The organism is Kordia zhangzhouensis (assembly GCF_001005305.1).
GTDB lineage: Bacteria > Bacteroidota > Bacteroidia > Flavobacteriales > Flavobacteriaceae > Kordia > Kordia zhangzhouensis.
The window spans coordinates 282,771-303,969 of sequence record NZ_LBMH01000002.1; the positions used below are offsets into that span (position 1 = coordinate 282,771).

Below are 21,199 nucleotides of genomic sequence, written 5' to 3' on the forward strand. Positions count from 1 at the left end.
AAAAATCTCTGATAATCCCGGCAAATTATGTTGTTTTTACATTTTTACCAAGAAAATAGAGAACAAATAAAAAACTCTCACGAAAGTGAGAGCTTTTATGACTAAACATGTATGATTTATGCTAAGTTTTCTTCTGATGTATTGTCAATCAATACTTTTCCTCTATAATATAATTTTCCTTCGTGCCAGTGTGCTCTGTGATATAAATGTGCTTCACCAGTTGTTGGGCACGTAGCGATTTGAGGAACTGTAGCTTTATAATGTGTTCTTCTCTTATCTCTTCTAGTTTTTGAGATTTTTCTCTTTGGATGTGCCATTTTCTATGTTATTTATTATCCGTTAATAGTTTTTTTAATGTATCCCATCGAGGATCAATATCCTCTTCTGTTTCTTTTTTTTCTGTACCAGGTTGTAATTCTTCTAACTTTTCTAATATTTCAGATTGTAATGTACCATCTGCAATACCTGGATGAACTCGTTTTGATGGTATTGCCAATACAATCATTTCATATATGTATTGAGCAACGTTTATTTGGTACTCACCATGAGGAATTATTAGAATTTCTTCATTTTCGTCATTGTATTCATGACCAAACTTGACAATTAAATCTAAACTTCCTTTTACAGCTTGCTCATACGGTTCGTTTGTTAAATCACAATTCACATTTACCGTTCCCGAAGCGCTAAATGCTAGTTCGAGCATGGTCTGTTTTTTAAGAAATTCTAACTCAACCTGTATGGTTGCTGCATTAAATTCATCAAAGTCAAAAAGTTCAAAGAACGAATTATCAATTTGATAATCAAACTGGTGCTTTCCTTCCTTTAATCCTATAAAAGGAATTGTAAAATCCTTTAATTCCATCTTCTTAAACATCAGTTTCGAGCGTGCAAAGATATAAATTTTTCTTTAGCAACGTAAAGTTGTCAACATTTTTTTGTTTATATCTTACTTGGCTGTTTTTTTAAAGGGTTTTTTGCAATCTCTTGATACAGACTTCTATTCCTAAAAATCTGTATACCTGTAAATACCGCTTCTTTAAACGAGTTGTGATCTGCTTTGTTTTTTCCTGCAATTTCATACGCTGTTCCATGATCGGGAGAAGTACGTATTTTATTGAGTCCTGCTGTGAAGTTCACACCTTGTCCAAAAGACAGGGTTTTGAACGGAATAAGACCTTGATCATGATATGCGGCTAGAATTGCATCAAAGTTTTTATAATTACTCGACGCAAAAAAACTATCTGCTGCATATGGTCCAAAAACCAACTTGCCTTCGTTTTTTATTTTTTCTAGAGTAGGTTTCAAAACCTCATCATCTTCTTTGCCAATTACTCCATTATCTCCTACGTGCGGATTGATTCCTAAAACTGCAATTTTTGGCTTCATGATACCAAAATCTTGCTTCAATGTGTTATGTACTACCTGTACTTTCTTCTTTATCAGTTCAGGTGTAATACTCTTAGAAACATCTTTAACCGCTACATGATCGGTCAGTAAACCTACTCTAAGCGTATCATTTACCATTAACATCAAACTATCGCCTTCTAACTCTTGACCTAAATAATCTGTATGTCCAGGAAAAGAAAAGTCTTCCGATTGAACGTTGTGTTTATTGATTGGAGCTGTAACCAGTACATCAATCATATCTTCTTTAAGAGCTTTTGTCGCTTCTGTGAAAGATTTTATCGCAAACTTTCCAGCCTCTTCCGATGACTTCCCATACTCAATTGTAATAGGGTCTTTAGAAATGTTCACTACATTTATTTTTCCATGCTGGGCTTTATCAGCAGTTGGAATCCCGTGAAAGTTAGCTTGTATATTAAATTGCTTTTTCTGAAATGATAAAATTTTTGTCGAACCAAAAATAATAGGTGTACATAATTCTAGCATTCTATTGTCTTCAAATGTTTTTAGAATTACCTCTGTTCCTATTCCATTCAAATCACCAATTGAAATACCTACTTTTATTTTTTCCTCTTTCTTCATTTAAGTTTTAAAACTTTTATTTCTAATTTTACATGCAAATTTAACGAAATTAATAGATGTTTACGGGGATTATTGAAGATTTAGGTATTATCACACAATTAGAACAGGAAAAAGAAAACCTTCATATTACAGTTCAGAGTCAACTGACGCCAGAATTAAAGATTGATCAAAGTGTTGCTCACAATGGCGTTTGCCTAACAGTTGTCGATAGAGATTTAAACACCCATACATATGTCGTAACTGCTATTCAAGAAACCTTAGAAAAAACAAATATTGGTACATGGAAGGTACATGATCGTGTTAATTTAGAGCGTGCTATGAAATTAGGAGACCGCTTAGATGGACATATTGTACAGGGACATGTAGATCAAATAGCAACATGTACAGCCATTGAAGAAAGTGATGGAAGTTGGTATTATACGTTCGAGTATGATGCGTCTTTGAATAATATCACTATAGAAAAAGGATCGATTACTGTGAATGGTACAAGTTTGACTGTTGTTAATTCTAAACGCAACTCATTTTCTGTTGCAATTATTCCATATACTTATACGCATACAACATTCCAATATTTGGAAGTTGGCTCAATTGTAAATTTAGAATTTGATGTTATAGGGAAATACGTTGCAAGGCTTCAGGGGCTATCGAAGTAATTACTTGTTCACTTTTTTCCGTATACCATATAATAATCCTGCAGCTAATACACCTATAATTCCAGCGTCAATCGGAAATCCCGGTGGCGGTGGCGGTCCTGGTGGCGGCGGTGCGATTTGGGCGTTTGTTGATGTCAAAAAAGCAAATGCTAATACAACAAAACACATCAGGGTCTTTTGATTCATTTTTGCCATAACGATGTAAAAGTATAAAATTATAGGTTCTGACAAAATATTTTGTGTTATATCATTGCAAATTTATCTATGAAATAACAAAATAAAACGTCAAACGAATATTTTACTTACTTATTTATACGCATTTTTAATATAATTGGTTTTCTAAACTCTTAAAATTTTATGTTCTTGAGGCACAAATTTCTGTCTGCAAAGCTACGGAGACTATTTTTTATTTAAATAAAAATTTTTATTAAGTTTTTTTTAAGAATGTTACATAGAACTTATAAATAAATTTGTAATCTAACCATCTTAAAATAATTCCGCCTAATGCGAAAAATAATTCTTTCGATTATTGGATTGTTATTTATCGTGGGAGCTTTCTTATATGCTCAAAAATTAATTGCCGATAAAAAACAACCAAAACCTGTGCCGAAAAAAGTAATCAAAACTGTATACACAGATACGGTAAAAAATTCAATTATTCCTATTGTCGTACCTGCCAACGGAAATTTAGTTGCAAAAAGACGTGTAGAGTTATACTCGGAAGTTCAAGGTATATTTAGAGGTAGCAATAAGTTATTTAAGCCCGGACAAGAATATCGCCAAGGAGAAACCATGATTCGTATTGACGCTTCTGAATACCAAGCTAGTGTTCAAGCTGCAAAAAGTAATTTATACAATTCTATTGCTGCTATTATGCCTGACCTACGATTGGATTTCCCTGAAATTTATCCTAAATGGCAAGCATACCTTACTAGTTTTGATCTCAATAAAACTACACCTATATTACCACAAATGACTTCTGAGAAAGAAAAATACTTTATTACAGGACGTGGAATTGTGTCAAGCTACTACAACGTAAAAAATCAAGAGCAACGATTGGTAAAATATACTATACGAGCACCTTTCTCAGGAATTTTAACAGCATCTCTAGTTACTGAAGGTTCTTTGGTTCGTAACGGGCAAAAACTAGGAGAATTTATTGATGACTCAGTATATGAAATGGAAGTTGCCTTAAGTAAAACCTATGCTACACTACTCAAAGTAGGAGAAAAAGTTACACTTAAAAATTTGGAAAATACCGCAACTTTTTCTGGTGTTATATCTCGTGTAAATGGAAGTATTGATCAAACTACACAAACTATTACAGCTTACATTGAAGTTTCAGATGAACGCCTAAAAGAAGGAATGTATCTTGAAGCACAATTGAATGCCAAAAATGAAGAAAACGCAATCGAAATTAACCGAGCTCTTTTGCTCGACAGCGAAGAAGTGTATGTGGTAAAAGACAGTATATTAGATGTAATTTCAGTGGATCCCGTATACTTTTCAGACACAAAAGTAGTGTTAAAAAATATTCCTGATGGTACCGTAATTCTTTCTAAACCCATACCAGGAGCTTATGCAGGTATGGCAGTTAAAGCCTTTAGTGAAAAACGAGATAAAGAAATGAACGAAAATATTTCTAAAAACGATTCTACAACTACAAAAAAATAGGTTATGAAAAAGTTAATTGCCTATTTTATTCGCTATCACGTTGCCGTTAATGTATTCATATTTGCTTTTGTCATTTTTGGAATCATCGGTGCTTTTTCATTAAAATCATCTTTTTTTCCTCTAGTAGACTCAAAAATCATCAATATCAATATTACGTATCCTGGAGCATCTCCTCAAGAAATTGAAGAAGGAATCGTATTAAAAATTGAAGACAATTTAAAAGGATTAAAAGGAATTGATCGGGTTACCTCAACATCTCGAGAAAATAGTGGAACAATCACTGTTGAAATCGAAAAGGGAGAAAATATTGATTTCATGCTCCTAGAGGTCAAAAATGCAGTAGATCGTGTGCCAAGCTTTCCAACAGGAATGGAGCCACTCATTGTTGCCAAACAAGAAGCTGTACGTGAAACCATCTCTTTTGCTGTAAGTGGAAACAATGTGCCATTGGTTACTTTAAAACAAATAGGACGGCAAATTGAAAATGACCTTCGTGGAATTGAAGGTATTTCACAAGTATCAATTTCTGGGTATCCTGCCGAAGAAATTGAGATTGCAGTTAATGAAGCTAGTTTACTAGCATACAATCTAACATTTGCAGATGTAGCACAAGCAGTAAGCACTTCGAATATTCTAGTAACTGGAGGAAATATCAAAACAGATACTGAAGAATATTTGATTCGTGCCAATAATCGTTCATATTATGGCGATGAGCTTTCAAACTTAATCGTAAAAGCCACACCCAACGGGAAAACAGTTCGATTAAAAGACGTCGCAATTATTCGCGATCGTTTTTCAGAAACACCGAATGCTACTTATTTCAATCAGCAACTATCGGTAAATATTTCTGTCACAAGTACCAATAATGAAGATCTTATCAGCTCAGCAGATAATGTTAAGAAGTATATAGAAGAATTCAATCAAAAATATGACAACGTTCGTTTGGACGTAGTACGTGATTTATCTGTTACATTGAATCAACGAACAGATTTACTTATTGAAAATGCTATCATAGGAATGTTATTGGTTTTGATATTCCTTTCTATATTTCTCAACACTCGTTTGGCTTTTTGGGTAGCATTTGGATTGCCTATTTCTTTTTTGGGAATGTTTATTTTTGCAGGACAATTTGATGTAACAATCAACGTGCTGTCTCTTTTTGGGATGATTATCGTAATTGGTATTTTGGTTGATGACGGAATTGTTATTGCAGAAAATATCTATCAACACTATGAAAAAGGGAAATCACCAATAAAAGCCGCCGTTGACGGAACTATGGAAGTAATTCCTCCTGTGGTTTCGGCAATTGTAACAACGCTACTTGCCTTTTCTCTCTTTTTATTTTTAGATAGTAGAATTGGTGAATTTTTCAGTGAAGTTTCTGTTATAGTAATACTCACACTTTTAGTATCATTGGTAGAAGCGTTGATCATTTTGCCTGCACACTTAGCACATTCTAAGGCATTACAAAAACAAGTAGAAGAGGAAAATCCTTCACAGCTCAAACGTTTCTTTACTAAAATGCGAATCATCAACAAATTTGGAGATGATTTTATGAGTTTTCTACGTGATAAATTATACACTCCTGTGTTGAATTTCGTGCTAAAGGCCAAACTTTTTTCCTTAGGCCTTTTTATCGCGTTATTAGTATTAACATTTGGATCAATTGGTGGCGGAATTATTGGTGTAACTCTTTTCCCTAGAATTGCGAGTGATCGAGTTTCTATCGAATTAGATATGCCAAATGGAACCAACGAGCACATTACCGATTCTATTATTTCTATGATAGAAGAAAAATCCTTTATTGTCAATAAAGAATTCACAGAAAAATATCTAAAAGGAACTGGAAAAGAACTTTTCGAAAACACTATTTTGAATATGAAAAGTAGTTCTAGTGCCGAATTAGTAATAAACATGCTCCCTGGTGAAGAACGACCAGATGCTATTAACTCATCATTGGTTGCCAACAGATTACGAGAAGTTGTAGGGCCTGTAATTGGAACAGAGCGATTGATTTATGGATCTGGAGGAAATTTTGGCGGAAGTCCTGTATCTGTTGCACTGCTTGGCAATACTATTGATGAACTCAAAGCCGCTAAAAAAGAATTAAAACAAATATTAGAAGATAATCCTCTATTGAAAGATGTGGAAGATAATGATCCTGCGGGTATCAAAGAAATCCGTTTGCAACTTAAAGAAAGTGCTTATTTGCTTGGACTCGATTTAAGAACTGTAATGTCACAAGTACGATCGGGTTTTTTTGGTGCACAAGCACAGCGTTTTCAACGAGGACAAGACGAAATTAGAGTTTGGGTGCGTTACGACCGAAGCAATCGAGCGTCGATTAACGATTTAGATGATATGCGTATTGTAACACCAACAGGAGAAAGAGTAACGCTAAAAGACATCGCTACTTATAGCATTGAACGTGGAGATGTCGCTATTAATCACTTGGAAGGGCAACGTGAAATCCGTATTTCTGCCGATCTTAAAGATCCAAGCGAAAGCGCTACAGATATCTTAGAAGACATTCGAACAAATATAATTCCTGAGTTAAAATCTAAATACCCAACCATTTCTGCTTCTTTTGAAGGACAAAACCGAGAATTTACCAAACTAAATAATTCCTTGGCAAAAGCAGGAATTCCAATCTTATTCCTCATTTACATCACAATCGCATTTACCTTTAGAAGTTACAGCCAGCCATTATTATTATTACTGTTAGTTCCTTTTAGTTTAACAGCAGTAGCTTGGGGACATTGGCTGCTCGACTTCCCAGTAAATGTATTATCTCTTTTAGGAATCATTGCTTTGATTGGAATTATGGTAAATGATGGACTGGTTTTAATTGGTAAGTTCAACTCCAACCTTAAAGAAGGGATGAAGTTTGATGTAGCTTTAAGCGAAGCTGGAAAATCACGCTTTAGAGCAATTTTCTTAACTTCATTAACTACCATTGCAGGATTGGCACCGTTATTATTAGAAAAAAGCCGTCAAGCGCAATTTTTAAAACCGATGGCTATTTCGATTTCTTTTGGGATTGCGTACGCAACTATTTTAACCTTACTCGTTCTGCCATTATTGTTATCATTTAGCAACAGCATTAAAAGAAGTAGTATATGGTTAATTTTTGGTGCTAATCTAGCCAAAGAAGAAGTAGAACGTGCCATTAAAGAACAAACAGAAGGAGAAAAACTCTTAGATCATAATGAAGACGTTGATACTAAAGTAGAATTAACTGAAGCTCCACAAACAATGTATCATAACGAACAAAAGGAAAACTCAACAGATGAACAGTAAATTTTATCTAACATATATCGTTGTTTTCTTCGGAATATGTGCCAATGCACAAGAATTGCTTTCGCCTGACGAAGCAATTCAATTAACACTTTCGCACAACTACGGAATTAAAATTGCAGAAAACACTGTAAAAGTTGCAGAAAATAATACCAGCATATTAAATTCTGGATATTTACCCACATTAACTGGAAATGCTGGCGCTACTTACAATTTGGATAATACAGAAGCCGAATTTTCCAATGGAAACACGACTGTTTTGAATGGTGCTGAAAGTTCGCGCTACAATGCATCAATCAATCTAAACTATACACTTTTTGATGGGTTGGGAAGAGTATACAATTACAAACGATTGAAAGAACAATACCAACTTTCAGAATTGGAAGCACGTGAAACCATTGAAAACACATTGTTGCAACTATTTTCTGTGTATTATTCTGTAGCACAACTTTCTGAAAATACTCAAGCAATTAAAGAAACATTTGCCATTTCAAAAGATCGTTTGGTTCGTTCTGAATACCAATTTGAATACGGTCAAAATACAAAACTGGATGTGTTAAATGCACAAGTAGATATTAATAATGATAGCATTAATATTGTAAATACCGAACAGCAACTCATTAACGCTAAACGTGATCTCAATGTAATTTTAGGTAATAAACTCACGCAAGATTTTAATGTAGACACAAACATTTCTTTTCTTTTTGATTTAAAAAAGGAAGATTTATGGACTAAAACAAAGGCAAATAATGTATCATTACTACAAATTGAAAAAAACATCCATATTAGTTCATTAGACATCAAATCGAATCGTTCACAATATTTGCCTACTATCGGTTTAAATGGAAGTTATGGCTGGAACAGAAATAATAACAATGCAGCAGCATTTGTCGCAGTTTCTACCAACACAGGACTTTCTGCTGGTTTGAATTTAACTTGGAACTTGTTTGATGGTGGAAGCACTATTACGCGAGTTAAAAACGCAAAAATAGCCTTAGAAAATCAGCAGTTACAAAAAGAACAAATTTTGATTGACTTAGAACGTCAATTTAACAATGCTTGGGATGATTATCAAAACAAAGTAGTAATCTACAAATTACAAGAAAAAAACATCAAAACTGCCGAAAATAACTTTGATCGAACCAAAGAAAAGTTCAAAATTGGGCAAGTAAATTCTATTGAGTTTAGACAAGCACAACTAAATTTACTCAATGCAGAGTTGAGCAGAAATCAAGCTAAGTACAATGCGAAACTAGCAGAGTTGGTTGTATTACAATTAAGCGGCGATTTGTTGAATGTAAAGTTTTAACATTAACTCTCAAGTTCCAATTTATAGCCAACTCCATGCACATTTGTAATTTGAATACGTTCGTCGTCTTTCAATTTCTTACGAAGTTTAGAAATATAAGTATCCAAACTTCTTCCCACAATTACGCCATTATCTTCCCAAACTTTTTTAGTCAATTCATCACGCGTTACGATCTGATTTAAATTTTCAGAAAAAATTTGCAATAATTCACATTCTTTTTTGGATAAATTGATTTCTGTGGCTTGCTTGATTAATTTATTTTGAGAAGGATAAAACTGAAAACTTCCAATAGTAGCATACTCTTCTGTAATGGCATCCGTAGGTTTTTCAGATGCTTTCTTTTTAAAGAAAAAAACTTCCAATGCAATAAAAATTAAAAGAATACATAAATAACTAATTTCTGAAAGGCTCCAAAAAGATGCTTCTTTCCCAGTAAATCGTACCTGAATCACATAGCAACTATTAGGCACGTAGCGCCCTGAACATGGAATAATTGTGTTTTCAACTTGTTCGCTCATTTCATAACTATACGCAACCTCACTATCCGTACATTGTAAAACTTCTACTCGATATTGCTTAGAAAGTTGCGCCTTTTCAAAATTCGTTTCAATGATTGATACCATTTTATTAGGCTCAAAGCGTAATTCTTTTTCAAAAGAAAGTTCATATTTGAAAGTTTCTAGTTTTTTAATTGGAAGAATTAATGAAGTGCTATCTTTTTGAGATAGTAGCAACTGATTTCCCACTTCGCGTAATACTACTTTTACCTTTTCAGAAAACTCAGTTTGCGAATTGGTTGAAACGGAATACCACCAAGTACATAATATTCCAACTATTAAAAAACTGTATATAATAATTCTTTTTCTATTCATAATCGCTGTAAAGAACTTACAATTTCTGGAATTTTTACAACCATTGACACTTCTTTTACACTTTTTTGACACTTTTTAGGCTGCGTTGCCGCTAGTTTTGAAACCAAACAAATATTAAAAATTAAACAGATGAAAAAATTAGTAGTATTTATGGCAATTCTTTGTTCGCTTCATGCGTATGCACAAGAAACATTACCAATCAATACATCCAAAAGTGAAATCAAGTGGTCATGCGATTATAGTTTTTATTTTAGTGGCCATTTTGGATTTGTCAATTTTAAAGAAGGATATTTCTTGAAAGATGAAGGAAAAATTGTGGGTGGAAATTTTACCATTGATCTTCATTCAATACAAGCAACTGACATGGGAGAAGAAGGTAATAAAAACCTAACAGCACATTTAAAAGATCCTGATTTTTTTGATGTAAAAGTATATCCCACAGCAACTATTGTAATCCAAGAAGTTTCGTATTTAGAATCTAAAAAAATTCGTGTTCGAGCTGATTTAACTATAAAAGGAATTACTGAAACGATAAAATTTGACGCTGATCTTGATTTTGATGCTAAAACCATGAAAACTCGCTTCAAGATTGATAGAACTCGTTGGGGGATTAATTATAACAGCAAAGTAAAAGATAGTGCTATTTCTGATGCTATTGGTTTTGAAGTTTTAATAAGTTTGTAAAAACGTATATATGAAATACAAGATACTTACCATTATAGCAACCTTATCATTTTTTATTAGTTTTTCACAAGAAAACGAACCGCAAGAGTTATTACTTTCAGATGATTCTTGGGGAAAAGAAATCATAAAGATGCCTATACATTTTGCGCCAAAAATTCCATACAAAGGCGTTGAAGAAATTCGTTTCGCACCAAATTGGTCAAAACAAGATTCCGAGGAATATTGGTCATATGTTTTTGTTTGGGATATTAACTTAAATAAAGTATTGACAACAAAACAATTAGAAGTATACTTACAATATTATTTTGACGGTTTAATGGAAGTTGTAAACAAGAAAAAAGATACCGTCTTACCAAAAACTATAGCGTTATTCATCAAAAAAGAACATGTTAAAAACACACATGAATTTGTAGGTAAGCTTCAAATATACAATGCTTTTCATACACATGCTGTTATGCAGCTAAATTGTACTGTACAGCAATATTTCTGTGAAGAGCGGCAAAAATCACTAGTTTTATTTCGTTTTTCTCCCCAAAGTCTAGATCATTCTATTTGGAACAAACTTAATGAAATTAGGCTAATTGAAAGCAAATGTAATTAAGTAGAAAACAAAAAAAGCTTCTCAGTTATACGAGAAGCTTTTGCGTTTTTATAAAGTGGTCCCAACTGGGCTCGAACCAGTGACCCTCTGATTATGAGTCAGATGCTCTAACCAACTGAGCTATGGGACCTCAAAAACGGGATGCAATATTACTACTTTTTTTACTTTTCAAAAAATTTAAACCACATTAAATTATTTCTTGGCACAACTCAATTAAAGTTCCATTGGTAGATTTTGGATGTAAAAACACCACCAACTTGTTATCTGCTCCTTTTTTTGGTGTCTCATTTAACACTGTAAATCCCTCTTCTTTCAAACGTTTAACCTCTGCGTGAATGTCTGTTACATCAAACGCAATATGGTGTACTCCTTCTCCTTTTTTAGCAATAAATTTTGCAATAGGACTGTCATCACGAGTAGCTTCTAACAGTTCTATTTTACTTTCTCCTAGTTGAAAAAAAGAAGTTTTTACACCTTCGCTTTCTACTTCTTCCATCTTGTAGTGTTCTTTATGAAACAACTTTGCAAATAATGTGTTGGAAGCTTCAATATCTTTCACGGCTATACCAATATGCTCTATTTTATTCACTTTTTATTATTTTACAGATCAATTATTAGGTAAAGTTATTGCAATTCTATAGCAATGTCAACGTTTTGTAGTCTTAATATTTTATTTTTGCAGTATTATGAGTGATATAGAAAGTAATAGACAGAAAAAAATAGCAGGTGTTTTACAAAAAGATTTGGTAGACATCTTACAAGGAGCTGCTCGAAGTGGCGGATTGACCAATGTAATCATTTCGGTGACAAAAGTGAATGTAACGGTAGATCTTTCTATCGCAAAGGTATATTTAAGTATTTTTCCACATAACAAGTCAAAAGAATTGATAGAAGGCATTAAATCTAACGCACCTTTAATCAAGCATGAATTGGCACAACGTGTAAAATATCAACTGCGTAAAGTGCCTGATTTATCATTTTTCATTGACGATTCATTAGAATATATTGAAAACATTGAAAAATCACTTAAGGGTGAAAATAATCCGATTCAAGATCCTAATTTGTTAGACAAACGAAAGAAATCTTAATTGAATTTCCCTTTTTACATAGCCAAGCGATATTTACTCTCAAAAAGTTCGCAAAATGCCATCAATATTATCAATATTGTGACAAGTGTCGTGGTAGTAATTGGTGCGTTGGCTTTGTTTATTGTTCTTTCTGGATTTGCAGGATTAAAAACATTTAGTTTATCTTTTAGTAATGATTTTGATCCCGATATCAAGATTGAAGCAGCCAGCGGGAAGTCTTTTCACGTAAGTGCAGCACAACTTCAAAAACTACGGGAAATTTCGCAAGTGGAAGCTTTTTCACAAGTAGTGGAAGAACGCGTAGTATTAAGTTTGAACAACAAACATCATATTGCAAATATAAAAGGAATAGACCAGTACTTTAAAAAAGTAAATCTGGTTGATAGCATTTTATATGTTGGAAATTGGGTGCATCCAGATGCATACCAAGAAGCAGTTGTTGGTATTGGTATTTCGAACCTTTTAGGTGTAATTGCGTATGATTACAGTAATCTTTTAGAAATTATTGTGCCTAAACCAGGAACAAAAAGTATTACTAGTAGTTCTAAAAATCCTTATGAACAAATAAAAGTTACAACTACAGGAATTTATCGAATTAATGAAGATTTAGACGATAAATATGTATTTACAAATTTAGCATTGGCACAAGAACTATTAGAGTATGAAGTAAATGAAATTACTAATATTGAGTTTAAGCTCACTCCTGAAGCCGATGAAGCACTGGTAAGAGAACAAATTTCAGCTATTTTTGATACTAAAGTTCTTAGTAAGAATCGAATTGAGCTCAATGATGCTTTGTATAAGATGCTGAATACCGAAAATATTGCTATTTACTTGATTTTTACCTTAGTATTGATTCTTGCATTATTTAATGTTGTAGGTGCTATTGTAATGATGATTTTAGATAAGCGAGGAAATTTGAAAACACTGTTTAGTATGGGAACTACCATAAAACAAATCAAACGAATTTTCTTTTACCAAGGAGTCATAATAACCGTTGTTGGTGGATTGTTGGGAATTGTATTGGGCGTTATTGTGGTATATATGCAACTACAATTTAAGCTTTTCTATATTACACCAAGTTTGCCTTATCCTGTAGAATTACAATTCATGAATTGTATTACAGTATTTTTGACAATCACTATTTTAGGGATATTTGCTTCGTATTTGGCCAGTAGACGAATCAGTAAAGTCTTTATTGCAAATTCATAAAATTGTCCTCTCGCTAAAAAAATGGGTGTTAGACGAATTGATAATCTCCAAATTTTTCATAAACTTCATCCAACACTTTAAAAACACCTTCTGAATCATCTATTGTAACCAAACGTTGTCGGTATTCTTTAAAATGCGGAATTCCTCTAAAATAATTAGCATAATGACGGCGAGTTTCAAAAACACCTAAATGTTCACCTTTCCAATCGATAGACATTTGCAAGTGACGGCGTGCTGCAGAAACACGTTCTTCCATTGTGGGCTTAGCCATATGAGTTCCTGTTTGGAAATAATGCTTAACTTCTCTAAAGAACCACGGATATCCAATACTTGCACGACCTATCATAGCTCCATCAAGCCCAAACTTATCGCGCATTAGCATTGCTTTTTCTGGAGAGTCTACGTCTCCATTTCCAAATACAGGAATGTGCATTCGTGGGTTGTTTTTAACCTCAGCAATTGGGTACCAGTTAGCTTCTCCTTTATACATTTGTGCACGCGTACGTCCATGAATTGCAATAGATTTAATTCCAACATCTTGCAAACGCTCAGCAACTTCAACAATTTTAATTGAATCATAATCCCAACCCAAACGAGTTTTGACCGTAATCGGTAATTTGGTATGCTTTACCATAGCTTCCGTTAAAGAAACCATCAAATCAACATCTTTTAAAATACCTGCGCCAGCACCTTTACTTACTACTTTTTTTACAGGACAACCAAAGTTGATATCAATAATATCTGGATTTGATTTTTCAACAATTTCTACCGATCGAAGCATTGAATCTAAATTCGCTCCAAATATTTGAATTCCTACAGGGCGTTCTTTTTCATAAATGTCCAGCTTCATAGTACTTTTCGCAGCATCGCGAATCAATCCTTCAGAAGAAATAAATTCTGTATATACAACATCTGCACCTTGTTCTTTGCATAATGCACGAAAAGGCGGATCACTCACATCTTCCATTGGCGCCAGTAATAAAGGAAAGTCTGGCAGCTCTATATCTCCAATTTTTACCACAATACGTATTCTATAAAGATTGGGCAAAGATACATGAAAATTTAAAATGATATGACTACTCTTTTAAACGCTCTTGTTCTGCTGAAGATTTAGTGCGCTGATTAGTTTGCAATTTTGTATTCCCAAAATTGTATCGAAAGCCTATACGAATGGTTCGAGTATCATAGTTAGAGAAATAACGACTATTTTGATTGACAAATTGCGTTATACTTGTAAACTTCTGACCGTTAAAAATATCGTTGGCAGAAAGTGACAACGTTGCTCTTTTATTCCATAAAGTTTTTCGTAAAGACAAGCTTACTATATTTCTTTCAGATATATCTGAGAGGCCTTCAATGCTAGAACTAATATATAAAAGGGAAAGATTGGCTGTTAAACTCTGATCTTTCAAAAAAGTAAAATTATTATCCAATGTTGTATATAACGACCATTTGCTTTGCGTCGTTTCTATATCATTAGCGAGTGTAAATGTATTACTCACATTAAATACAGAAGAAACAAACGAAACATCCCAAGTATCAGTCATGGAGAAATATGTAATAAAATCTAGACCATAGTCTACACTTTTTTCAATATTACTAGCTACATATTTAAGTTCATTGTTATCGTTATCTTGTAAAGTAAGCTCAAAAATTGGTGCTTTATTGTACTTATAATACGCTTCAATAAAAAATGTTTGATTAATGTCTACTCCTAGCTTATAACTATTTGTAATTGCTGGTTGCAACTGCGGATTCCCTGTTACAAATGAGAAATCTGTAAAATTATAACGAAACGGATTCAGGTCATCAAAACTTGGGCGTTGAATTCTTCGACTAAATTCTGCATACACATTCACTTTTTCTGATACTTGATGACTTACAGAAGCGCTTGGAAAAAATTCGAAGTAATTCTGTCTATTTGATTGACTAGTACTCAATGAATTTCCTTCAATTTCAGTTTGCTCTCCGCGCATGCCTAATTTTAAGTTCCATTTATCCCAACTCTTAGCATAAGTTATGTATGCTGCATAAATAGATTCATCATATTGAAAAATATCAGAGTTGTTATCATCTAGTATGGCTACTCCATTTTGTATATCAAATTGAGTAAGATCACTATCTGTTTGAATAACTGCTGTTTTGATTCCTGTTTCTAAAGAGGCCGTTTCACTTAAAGGAAGTTCATAATCAATTTGCCCGCTAAAAATGGTGGTTTTTTGATTAGAATTTGTTGTAAAAGCAGTTGAAAAATCAGGATTAGACACAACCATATAATCTGTAGAAACTGTTTGACCATTTGCTTTATTATAGTTTGTATAATGAACATTGGTAGTTAGTTTCTCTCCTTCTCTTTTAAAACGGTGTACATAATCTAGATTCAAACCTAAGTTGTGTTTATCTTCATTAGAGAAATTTAATGTAGTAAGCGCAAAATCTTCATTTGCAGATGTTACATCATTCACAAGTAAATCTGTAAGTGTTTTACGTTTCCAATAAGGTAAATACAGAAGGTTTCCTGAAAAACTTAGTGTATTACTAGCATCAAAATCATAATCAATATTAGTATTGATGGTATGTTGGTTAGACCAAGTATTTCGTTTAATGTTTGAATTCCAAATAGAAGTCGTCGTTGTTGAATTATCTAAGTAATTAACTTGTTCTTCATTGTATCGATTGAGCTTTGAATGCGAATAATTATAATTTATAAAAACATTTAACTTATTGTGCTTATAAAATTGATTAATTCCAGCATTGTACCTAGGAAAAACACCTTGAGTAATATTGCCATACACGCTTCCATGATATCCTAAAATCAAATTTTTATCCATCACAATGTTGACAATCGTACCTCCTTGCGCATCATATTTTGCTGGAGGATTGGTAATGACCTCAACAGCACGAACTGTGGTTGCCGGAGTTCCTTCTAGTAATTGATAAATTTCGGCAGCTGATAATTGGACTCTTCGATCATTAATGTAAACAATAGGAGTTGTATTCTTCACCGATAGTGAATTGTTAATAATAATAATTCCTGGCGTTCGTCTTAATACTTCCCAAGTAGTATCTTCAGTAAGTGCCGTTCCTTTAATATTAAATACCAATCGATCTGTTTCTCTTTTTATAATTGGCTTTTTTGCAGATATTACCACATTTTCAAGTGATTCAGCATCTTTTTTCATCTGAATTGTTCCCAGATTAATATCCTTAGCAATATCTAATTCTTGCAAGTAGGTTTCATAACCTACAAAGCTAATTTTAAGTGTATATTTTCCTGTATGAATATGTGATATTGTAAATATTCCTGAAACTTCTGAAGAACTTCCTGTAACAACATTTCCATCTTGAAGCAAAACAGCATTTGCATACGAAATTGAAGTATCCGAATCTGCGTCAACCAAAATACCAGAAACTTGATACGTTTCTTGAGCAGACGCCGCAAAAAAAGCAAAAAACACAACTAATCTTGTGATTTTTAGGTTCATGGTTTTGGTTTGGTTAATGAGAACAAATATATTCATTTTTATTTAACGTAGAAAAAAAGCTACACTTTTAATTAAAAAATCTTGGCATCCATTAACAAAACACATGTATTTAGCTTGTAAAAAAGCTATATTTGCAAATTATTAGCTATAGAATTAGATGAAGCATATACGAAACTTTTGCATTATTGCACATATTGATCACGGAAAGAGCACGTTAGCTGACCGATTGTTAGACTTTACAGGTTCAGTAACTGAACGAGAAAAGCAAGATCAATTATTGGATAATATGGATTTGGAGCGCGAGCGCGGAATTACCATCAAATCTCATGCAATTCAAATGGAATACACCTACAAAGGCGAAGAATACATTTTAAATTTGATTGACACGCCAGGTCACGTAGATTTTTCCTATGAAGTATCTCGTTCTATTGCTGCATGTGAAGGTGCTTTGCTTATTGTAGATGCTGCACAAAGTATTCAAGCACAAACTATTTCCAACTTATACTTAGCATTAGAGAATGATTTGGAAATTATTCCTGTTTTAAATAAAGTTGATTTACCAAGTGCAAACCCTGAAGAAGTAACAGATGATATTGTAGATTTACTTGGTTGCGATCCTGAAGAAGTAATTCACGCAAGTGGAAAAACAGGTTTTGGAGTTGATAATGTATTGGCCGCTGTTATTGAGCGAATTCCGCCACCTAAAGGCAGTTACGAAGAGCCATTACAAGCGCTCATTTTTGATTCTGTTTACAACCCATTTCGAGGAGTAGAAACTTATTTCAGAGTGATTAATGGTTCTATTAAAAAAGGACAACGAATTAAATTTGTAGCTACAAATAAAGAATACTTCGCAGACGAAATTGGCACGCTAAAACTGAAACAAGTTGTAAAACAAGAAATTAAAACAGGAGACGTAGGCTATCTAATTACAGGAATTAAAGACGCGCGCGAAGTTAAAGTAGGGGATACAATTACAGATGCTAAAAACCCAACAAAAAATGCTATTGAAGGATTTGAAGATGTAAAACCTATGGTATTTGCGGGTATTTATCCTGTTGATACTGAAGATTATGAAGAGCTTCGAGCCTCTATGGAAAAGCTACAATTAAACGATGCTTCATTGGTATTTACTCCGGAAAGTTCTGCTGCATTAGGTTTTGGTTTTCGATGTGGTTTCTTAGGGATGTTACACATGGAAATTATTCAAGAGCGTTTGGAACGAGAATTCAATATGACTGTAATTACTACAGTTCCTAACGTATCGTATCATGCATACACAAAGAAAAATCCTGAAGATATTATCATCGTAAATAATCCTTCCGATTTACCTGATCCTTCTGGTTTGGATCGCGTGGAAGAACCCTATATTAAAGCAACTATTATTACCAAAGCTGATTTTGTAGGAAACGTAATGTCGCTTTGTATAGAGAAACGTGGTTTAATTACAAATCAAACATATTTAACACCAGAACGTGTTGAATTATCATTTGACATGCCTCTAGCTGAAATCGTTTTTGATTTTTACGATCGACTAAAAACTGTTTCCAAAGGATATGCCTCCTTTGACTATTCTCCAATCGGAATGCGTAGCTCTAAATTGGTTCGTGTAGATATTTTATTAAACGGACAAACAGTCGATGCACTCTCTGCTTTAATCCATTTTGATAATGCCTATACAATTGGTAAAAAAATGTGTGAAAAGCTAAAAGAGTTGATTCCTAGACAACAATTTGACATTCCAATTCAAGCAGCAATTGGAGCAAAAATTATTTCCAGAGAAACGATTAAAGCGCTTCGTAAAGACGTAACAGCTAAATGTTACGGAGGTGATATCTCGCGTAAGCGTAAACTTTTAGAAAAGCAGAAAAAAGGAAAAAAACGTATGCGCCAAGTAGGAAATGTGGAAATTCCACAACAAGCATTTATGGCGGTGTTAAAGCTGAATGATTAATAAAGACTTTATAGTAAAAAAAGCGATTATATGTAATTATAATCGCTTTTTTTATAGTATCTAAACCTCTTCTAGAAATATGGAACATTAACTCAATTCCTTTTAATTTGTTTCAGTATCTTCAACATCAAATGGTTTTCCTAAATACACTAATTTCCAATTTTTTCCGATTTGCTCAATTTCTTTATTATTTGAAGAAATGATATGTAATTGTCCATCTTCTTTTTTGATAAACAACGGGCTGATATATTTATCATTGTTCGCAATTTCAATTAACCCTTTATAATGCTCTTCATCATTAATATCAATTTCTTGAATAGAAGGATATTTGCGTGTTACTTCAGTAAGTCGTACATAATCATCTGTATGTGAAAAGAGTCCTTCTTTCGGGTTTTTATCATCACTTGCTATTTCTTCAGGAGTTACCAAGCGAAAAGATCCATTTTCTCCAAATTGTTCACTAAACTTATTAATTGCGTATTTATTGATGGATGGGTTTCCAGTCATCGCCATCAAATATCCAACATCATTCAACTCAATATTATCCGTTAATGTAGTAGAATAAATGTCGGTATTGATTGCTTCTAAGCCAAGTTCTTTTGCTTTTTCAATATTGTTTTGATTGCTATCAATGAGCACAACATGTCGCCCGTTGGTTTCTAGATAATGCCCGAGTAAACGTGAAACTTTAGAAGCTCCCACAATCAAAATTCCATCAGATTTGCTTAAAAATACACCTACTAATTTGGCAAATAAACGAGCTGTAGTTGCATTCAATAAAACTGTTCCAAGTACAATCATAAATACCAACGGAGTGATGTATTCTGCACCTTCTACGCCTTGTTTCATGAGCTTGCTTCCAAAAAGCGACGCAATCCCTGCCGCTACAATTCCTCGCGGCCCAACCCAACTAATAAATAGTTTTTCGTTGACCTTTAATTTTGAATTCATCGTACTGAGAAAAACGCCTAATGGTCGGATAATAAATACAACAACTGCAAATAACGCTGCGGTTTTCCAATTGTAGAGTAATAATAAATCTTCAAAATTGATATTTGCAGCAAGCAAAATAAAGAGAATAGAGATTAGCAAAACACTTAATGATTCTTTAAAGTATAAAAGCTCTTTTATATTTTGAAGTTTTCCATTTCCGAGTACCATTCCCATTACCACAACTGCCAGTAATCCTGATTCGTGGGCAAATATTTCAGATTCTACAAATACCAATAATACGGCTGACAATGATACTACATTTAATAAGTAATGCGGAATGAATTTTTTGTTGATAGCAAATGCAAGTGCATGCGCAAATGTAAATCCAAATGTAGTTCCGAAGAGAATAATTTTACCAAATTCAATCAAAGCTGTTTTGGTAAAACCACTATCGCCTTCTACACTGATAAATTCAAATACCAAAACGGCAACCAATGCTCCAATTGGGTCAATGAGAATTCCTTCCCACTTGAGCACGGCAGATATATCTTTTTTTAATGGAATATTCCTAAGAATCGGTGTAATTACCGTTGGCCCAGTAACAATAATTAATCCTGCAAATAGAAACGATAAATCCCAACTCAGGTCAAAAATTAAATGCGCTACAATTCCAGCACCAAAAAAAGTAATTGTTGAACCAAGCGTAATCAATTTAGTAATCACTGGTCCAACATTTCTAACTTCTGAGCGTTTTAATGTAAGTCCGCCTTCAAAAAGAATAATACTAATGGCAAGTGAGACAAAATTAAACAGGCTTTCTCCAGGAAACAGCCCTTTTTCACCATTCCAGATTGGTTCAATCCATTTCGTACCATCTTCTGATAAAAATTCGGCAGCGATTGGTCCGACCAACAACCCAATCAATATCAACGGTAAAATTGCTGGAATCTTAAATTTCCAAGCAAACCATTGCGCTAATATTCCTAAAATTATAATTCCTGCTAATTCGAGCATGTATCCTTTTTTTGAAAATGAATGGTAAATTTAACAATTATAATATTATTTTGTCGTTACATTGAAAAATCTATATCTTATAATTGTTACTTCTCAAAAAGTAGATATCATTGTTCTGTAATTGCTATCTAATTCACTTCTCAATTTGTACGAAATTTTAATCGTATTACCTGCTATCAAATTATTCAGTATCGGGATACCAATAAAGATCTGAACTACGTTCCAAAGTTCCGTTCTCATATTGTTCGAGATAAAACTCCAAAGACCGCGCCGTTCCCAAACTGACTACTCGTCCTGTTGCTTTTTCTACCATAAAAGGACCTGTTAGTAATTGATATTTAGGGTTCAAAGTTTCCATAAACTTTTTTGCTGTCATATGTATAAATATTACCATATGGTTTTCTTTCGGTGAACTGGTCAATCACTACTAAGGTCAT

19 protein-coding genes and 1 tRNA gene are annotated in these 21,199 nt (G+C 33.4%); 9 read left to right on the top strand and 11 right to left on the bottom strand.

Going from position 1 to position 21,199, the window contains the following annotated elements; translation table 11 throughout:
• Window positions 1-116 precede the first annotated feature (116 nt).
• The 3 genes from rpmF to pdxA all read right to left on the bottom strand — a co-directional run bounded on the left by rpmF (window position 117) and on the right by pdxA (window position 1,986).
• Window positions 117-317 carry a 50S ribosomal protein L32 gene (gene rpmF / locus AA088_RS02705; RefSeq protein ID WP_046743410.1) on the bottom strand — a complete coding sequence of 67 codons (201 nt, stop codon included), beginning with the start codon at window positions 315-317 and terminating at the stop codon, window positions 117-119.
• Window positions 318-325: 8 nt separating this feature from the next.
• A complete protein-coding gene (locus AA088_RS02710) occupies window positions 326-862 on the bottom strand; it encodes a YceD family protein (RefSeq protein ID WP_046743411.1) in 537 nt (178 codons plus the stop codon).
• 77 nt (window positions 863-939) lie between these two features.
• Window positions 940-1,986: a 4-hydroxythreonine-4-phosphate dehydrogenase PdxA gene (gene pdxA, locus AA088_RS02715; protein WP_046743412.1), complete on the bottom strand. Its 1,047-nt coding sequence runs from the start codon at window positions 1,984-1,986 to the stop codon at window positions 940-942.
• 56 nt (window positions 1,987-2,042) lie between these two features.
• Between pdxA and AA088_RS02720 the strand changes: the two genes are divergently transcribed.
• On the top strand, window positions 2,043-2,639 hold the full coding sequence (locus AA088_RS02720) for a riboflavin synthase (protein WP_046743413.1): 597 nt from the start codon (window positions 2,043-2,045) through the stop codon (window positions 2,637-2,639).
• Here AA088_RS02720 and AA088_RS18525 read toward each other — a convergent pair whose 3' ends face one another.
• Window positions 2,640-2,777, bottom strand: a complete 138-nt coding sequence (locus AA088_RS18525; protein ID WP_162199665.1) for a hypothetical protein — start codon at window positions 2,775-2,777, stop codon at window positions 2,640-2,642.
• Window positions 2,778-3,143: 366 nt separating this feature from the next.
• Here AA088_RS18525 and AA088_RS02730 point away from each other — a divergent pair, with 366 nt between their 5' ends.
• The 3 genes from AA088_RS02730 to AA088_RS02740 are packed head-to-tail and all read left to right on the top strand — an operon-like array spanning window position 3,144 to window position 8,919.
• Window positions 3,144-4,313 (top strand): efflux RND transporter periplasmic adaptor subunit, encoded by a 1,170-nt coding sequence (locus AA088_RS02730; protein WP_046743415.1) that lies wholly within the window; start codon window positions 3,144-3,146, stop codon window positions 4,311-4,313.
• Window positions 4,314-4,316: 3 nt separating this feature from the next.
• Complete coding sequence (locus AA088_RS02735) at window positions 4,317-7,613, top strand: efflux RND transporter permease subunit (RefSeq protein ID WP_046743416.1); 3,297 nt, start codon at window positions 4,317-4,319, stop codon at window positions 7,611-7,613.
• On the top strand, window positions 7,603-8,919 hold the full coding sequence (locus AA088_RS02740; protein ID WP_046743417.1) for a TolC family protein: 1,317 nt from the start codon (window positions 7,603-7,605) through the stop codon (window positions 8,917-8,919). Before AA088_RS02735 ends, AA088_RS02740 begins: the two co-directional genes overlap by 11 nt.
• A 2-nt stretch (window positions 8,920-8,921) precedes the next feature.
• Here the strand turns inward: AA088_RS02740 and AA088_RS02745 are convergent, their stop codons facing one another.
• Window positions 8,922-9,791 (bottom strand): winged helix-turn-helix domain-containing protein, encoded by an 870-nt coding sequence (locus AA088_RS02745; protein WP_046743418.1) that lies wholly within the window; start codon window positions 9,789-9,791, stop codon window positions 8,922-8,924.
• 129 nt (window positions 9,792-9,920) lie between these two features.
• Between AA088_RS02745 and AA088_RS02750 the strand changes: the two genes are divergently transcribed.
• Both AA088_RS02750 and AA088_RS02755 read left to right on the top strand, forming a co-directional pair.
• Window positions 9,921-10,475, top strand: coding sequence for a YceI family protein (locus AA088_RS02750; protein ID WP_052752757.1), 555 nt, complete (start codon window positions 9,921-9,923; stop codon window positions 10,473-10,475).
• Window positions 10,476-10,485: 10 nt separating this feature from the next.
• Window positions 10,486-11,076 carry a hypothetical protein gene (locus AA088_RS02755; protein WP_046743419.1) on the top strand — a complete coding sequence of 197 codons (591 nt, stop codon included), beginning with the start codon at window positions 10,486-10,488 and terminating at the stop codon, window positions 11,074-11,076.
• Window positions 11,077-11,132: 56 nt separating this feature from the next.
• Here the strand turns inward: AA088_RS02755 and AA088_RS02760 are convergent.
• Both AA088_RS02760 and mce read right to left on the bottom strand, forming a co-directional pair.
• Window positions 11,133-11,206: transfer RNA gene (locus AA088_RS02760), tRNA-Ile, on the bottom strand.
• A gap of 57 nt (window positions 11,207-11,263) precedes the next feature.
• Window positions 11,264-11,665, bottom strand: coding sequence for a methylmalonyl-CoA epimerase (gene mce / locus AA088_RS02765; RefSeq protein ID WP_046743420.1), 402 nt, complete (start codon window positions 11,663-11,665; stop codon window positions 11,264-11,266).
• Between the two features lie 106 nt (window positions 11,666-11,771).
• Here mce and rbfA point away from each other — a divergent pair, with 106 nt between their 5' ends.
• Both rbfA and AA088_RS02775 read left to right on the top strand, forming a co-directional pair.
• Entirely contained in the window at window positions 11,772-12,164 is a 393-nt protein-coding gene (gene rbfA, locus AA088_RS02770; protein WP_046743529.1) for a 30S ribosome-binding factor RbfA, read from the top strand.
• Entirely contained in the window at window positions 12,165-13,376 is a 1,212-nt protein-coding gene (locus AA088_RS02775; protein ID WP_046743421.1) for an ABC transporter permease, read from the top strand. It begins immediately after the preceding gene.
• Between the two features lie 28 nt (window positions 13,377-13,404).
• On the opposite strand, the gene dusB is transcribed toward AA088_RS02775, so the two are convergent.
• Window positions 13,405-14,397 (bottom strand): tRNA dihydrouridine synthase DusB, encoded by a 993-nt coding sequence (gene dusB, locus AA088_RS02780; RefSeq protein ID WP_046743422.1) that lies wholly within the window; start codon window positions 14,395-14,397, stop codon window positions 13,405-13,407.
• A 55-nt stretch (window positions 14,398-14,452) separates the two neighbouring features.
• The gene (locus tag AA088_RS02785) at window positions 14,453-16,861 is read right to left on the bottom strand and encodes a TonB-dependent receptor domain-containing protein (protein WP_046743530.1); all 2,409 of its coding nucleotides are present in this window, start codon (window positions 16,859-16,861) and stop codon (window positions 14,453-14,455) included.
• Between the two features lie 157 nt (window positions 16,862-17,018).
• Here AA088_RS02785 and lepA point away from each other — a divergent pair, with 157 nt between their 5' ends.
• A complete protein-coding gene (gene lepA, locus AA088_RS02790; RefSeq protein ID WP_046743423.1) occupies window positions 17,019-18,815 on the top strand; it encodes a translation elongation factor 4 in 1,797 nt (598 codons plus the stop codon).
• 102 nt (window positions 18,816-18,917) lie between these two features.
• Here the strand turns inward: lepA and AA088_RS02795 are convergent, their stop codons facing one another.
• Together AA088_RS02795 and AA088_RS18145 are read right to left on the bottom strand one after the other, a co-directional pair.
• On the bottom strand, window positions 18,918-20,762 hold the full coding sequence (locus tag AA088_RS02795) for a cation:proton antiporter (RefSeq protein WP_046743424.1): 1,845 nt from the start codon (window positions 20,760-20,762) through the stop codon (window positions 18,918-18,920).
• Window positions 20,763-20,943: 181 nt separating this feature from the next.
• Window positions 20,944-21,138, bottom strand: coding sequence for a hypothetical protein (locus AA088_RS18145; protein ID WP_162199667.1), 195 nt, complete (start codon window positions 21,136-21,138; stop codon window positions 20,944-20,946).
• Window positions 21,139-21,199: the final 61 nt, after the last annotated feature.

Bases quoted from the DNA above. Each gene is read 5' to 3' on its own strand.
- AA088_RS18145 (WP_162199667.1), bottom strand. From the start codon at position 21,138: ATGACAGCAAAAAAGTTTATGGAAACTTTGAACCCTAAATATCAATTA.
- AA088_RS02710 (WP_046743411.1), bottom strand. From the start codon at position 862: ATGGAATTAAAGGATTTTACAATTCCTTTTATAGGATTAAAGGAAGGA.
- AA088_RS02785 (WP_046743530.1), bottom strand. From the start codon at position 16,861: ATGAACCTAAAAATCACAAGATTAGTTGTGTTTTTTGCTTTTTTTGCG.
- AA088_RS02730 (WP_046743415.1), top strand. From the start codon at position 3,144: ATGCGAAAAATAATTCTTTCGATTATTGGATTGTTATTTATCGTGGGA.
- AA088_RS02720 (WP_046743413.1), top strand. From the start codon at position 2,043: ATGTTTACGGGGATTATTGAAGATTTAGGTATTATCACACAATTAGAA.
- AA088_RS02735 (WP_046743416.1), top strand. From the start codon at position 4,317: ATGAAAAAGTTAATTGCCTATTTTATTCGCTATCACGTTGCCGTTAAT.
- AA088_RS02750 (WP_052752757.1), top strand. From the start codon at position 9,921: ATGAAAAAATTAGTAGTATTTATGGCAATTCTTTGTTCGCTTCATGCG.
- lepA (WP_046743423.1), top strand. From the start codon at position 17,019: ATGAAGCATATACGAAACTTTTGCATTATTGCACATATTGATCACGGA.
- AA088_RS02795 (WP_046743424.1), bottom strand. From the start codon at position 20,762: ATGCTCGAATTAGCAGGAATTATAATTTTAGGAATATTAGCGCAATGG.
- AA088_RS02755 (WP_046743419.1), top strand. From the start codon at position 10,486: ATGAAATACAAGATACTTACCATTATAGCAACCTTATCATTTTTTATT.
- pdxA (WP_046743412.1), bottom strand. From the start codon at position 1,986: ATGAAGAAAGAGGAAAAAATAAAAGTAGGTATTTCAATTGGTGATTTG.
- AA088_RS02745 (WP_046743418.1), bottom strand. From the start codon at position 9,791: ATGAATAGAAAAAGAATTATTATATACAGTTTTTTAATAGTTGGAATA.
- rpmF (WP_046743410.1), bottom strand. From the start codon at position 317: ATGGCACATCCAAAGAGAAAAATCTCAAAAACTAGAAGAGATAAGAGA.
- AA088_RS02740 (WP_046743417.1), top strand. From the start codon at position 7,603: ATGAACAGTAAATTTTATCTAACATATATCGTTGTTTTCTTCGGAATA.